Origin of the sequence: Salinisphaera orenii subsp. halophila YIM 95161 (assembly GCF_003732545.1) — a bacterium.
Classification (GTDB): Bacteria; Pseudomonadota; Gammaproteobacteria; order Nevskiales; family Salinisphaeraceae; genus Salinisphaera; species Salinisphaera orenii_A.
In genome coordinates, this window is record NZ_AYKF01000006.1 from 1 (window position 1) to 2476 (window position 2476).

Sequence of the window (2476 nt, forward strand, 5' to 3'; positions counted from 1 at the left end):
GATCGAGATCGTTGATCAAGGCGCCGGGTTCGACCCGGGCGGTTTTATGCTCGCGGTCGACCCGAACCGAGATCATCTCGGAAAGATCGAGCATCAGGCCGCGATCGCAGACGGCGCTGCCAGCCACGTTATGGCCGCCACCCTTGACTGCAATTTCCAGTCGGTGCTCGCGGGCGAAGGCCACGGCGGCGATCACGTCCGATGTGCCCAGAGCGCGAACGATCAAGGCGGGACGCCGATCGATCATGGCGTTCCAGACCGCGCGGGCGTCATCGTAATGCGCGTCGCGCGGCTGCAGCGCCACGCCGCGAAGGGCAGCACACAAGTCGGCGACGGCTGCCTCCGGCACCTGGCTTTGATAATTGAAGTTTTTCATCTCGGCTACTCCTCGGATCCGAATAATCCGGCAAGGTATCGCTTGCTTTCGACTGCTCCAGCCGTGTTGCAATCCGTTTGTGTCCCGGCTCGTTGTCCTGGCGCGTAAACTGATCGCGGCAGACTTAGAACTCTCGCGCGGGCAAAGGCTTCAAATCCCGTGCTGATGTATCGGGTCCGGCCATTTGCGATACGCAGGTGCGTCCTGGCGCCTCCAAACAGCGGATTCTCGAGTGCAGTCGATCGATGGCTTGCCACAGATCACGTTTGTCATTGTGTGCGGCCACGCTCCTGTTGTTCATGTAGTGGTTGTATTCATCAACCGCTTCTTGCTGAGCGAGCGCAGCGCCGGTAGGGCCTCCGAGTGCGAAAGTGAATATCACGTACATACCTATAGTTGCTAATTTTGATTGGAGGTTCATGGTCGTTCTCCGTTTCGCGCGCCTGCGCTTTGGATAATAGGCATGACCGATCGTTCTGCGAGTCAGTGGATCCGGTCATAGAGTGGTTCAGCTCTTTCATGCATTGACTTTGCGCTTGATATGATCAATCACTGTGCAGTGTTCTCGCTGTGGGCTGAACATGACGATGTCGGTATCGTCTTCTGCCCTAACGCTGTGTCCCGGAGGCCAGTAGAAGAGGTCTCCGGCTGTCGATGTTTCTTCATAACCATCCGTATACATGGCGGTAATCGCTCCTTTAACAACGTATCCCCAGTGCGGGCTCTGACAAGCGTCGCCCTCGAGGCCGTTTAATAACTCCGTCAAATCGGTTCCGGAACCAAAGGAGAAGTATTCGGCTCCCATCACCGCGTAGCCCGTTGCATCGCCAAAGTCGGTCTGATGCCTAGCAATCGCACCGGGCACATCGATCAGGACGGGAACATTATCTTTTGCTATGCGCATGACGTTTTCCTCGGTTGCAATGAGAATTTGGCATGTCGGCGCTCATCCGCCGGTAGGGGTGTGGTGGCACGCAGGTCACTTTGCTTTTTGCCAGGGCCGACGAAGGCACGCCAGGTCTGCGGCCACCGCCGTGTCAATAGAAAGGTGGCGCGGGCGGAGATGCCATAAATAAAATCAGGGTCATTTTGCGATCAATGCCGCCGTGTACCGGCCCCGGCGGTCTAAGGCCGGATATTCTGGTTGATCTGGAAAAGGTTGCCCGGGTCGAATCTCTGCTTGGCGGTGACCAGGCGATCGTAATTATCTTGATAGGCGGCCCTGACCTGGTCCTGACCCTCGTCCATGATCATGTTGATATAGGCGCCGCCGTCCGAATGGGGGTGCAGCGCCTCCCAGTACGCCTGGCTCCAGTCGATCATCCGCTCGTTGTTCGCGGGATCCGGGTCCACGCCCACAATCACCTGGGCGAAGGTGGCATCGCGAAAATTGAACGCTGTGTCGTTCTTTGCGACGCGGTGCGCCGCACCGTTGATCGGGTAAAGATGCATGGTCGAGTGCATGGTCGGCAGATTACGGCCGTGCTGCAGATGCAACCCAATCGCGTCGTCACTGAGTTGCCCGACGAAATCCGCCTTCCAGTACCACTGCAGACCAGGCGGATAGACCGGATCGAATAGGCTCTGCAACTCCGGCCAGGCAATCGGGCCGGCGAAGTCGATCGCCGGGGTGCCGAATGACTGTCGTATGAAAGCAAACCGCTGTTCTGCCTGCGCCGCCGGCGCGGTGTCGCACCAGACGACGGCGCACATTTTCTTCAGGTGGTATGCCTCCGGGAAAGGCGGCCCGGGCGGGACCGTGACCAGGCCGAACCAGCCATTGATCGCCTCGGGCGCGGCGAGGATGTAGTCGCGCCAGGTTTTCATGAGTTCGCCCGCTTGCTCGATCGGCCAGAGCATCGGGCCGCCATAGACCGTGCTTACCGGATGCAGCTGGAATTCAAACGATGTCACCACGCCGAAATTGCCGCCACCGCCGCGAACGGCCCAGAACAGGTCCGCGTTCTTTTCGGCGCTGGCGGTTACGAAGCTACCGTCGGCGAGGACCATGTCGACGGACAACAGGTTGTCGATGGTCAACCCATAGGTGCGCGTGAGGTAACCAATGCCGCCGCCCAGGGTCAGCCCGCCGACACCGGT

3 protein-coding genes are annotated in these 2476 nt (G+C 59.0%); all 3 read right to left on the reverse strand.

The genetic code is table 11. The features are described from left to right. Positions 1-376: FAD-binding oxidoreductase (locus SAHL_RS01670; RefSeq protein WP_148045447.1), on the reverse strand; the 376-nt coding region annotated here is incomplete at its 3' end. Between the two features lie 517 nt (positions 377-893). Then, the gene (locus tag SAHL_RS01675; protein ID WP_123589690.1) at positions 894-1280 is read right to left on the reverse strand and encodes a cupin domain-containing protein; all 387 of its coding nucleotides are present in this window, start codon (positions 1278-1280) and stop codon (positions 894-896) included. Between the two features lie 221 nt (positions 1281-1501). Further along, a partial coding sequence (locus SAHL_RS01680) for an FAD-binding oxidoreductase (RefSeq protein WP_148045446.1) occupies positions 1502-2476 on the reverse strand: 975 nt, incomplete at its 5' end.

Bases quoted from the DNA above. Each gene is read 5' to 3' on its own strand.
- SAHL_RS01675 (WP_123589690.1), bottom strand. From the start codon at position 1,280: ATGCGCATAGCAAAAGATAATGTTCCCGTCCTGATCGATGTGCCCGGT.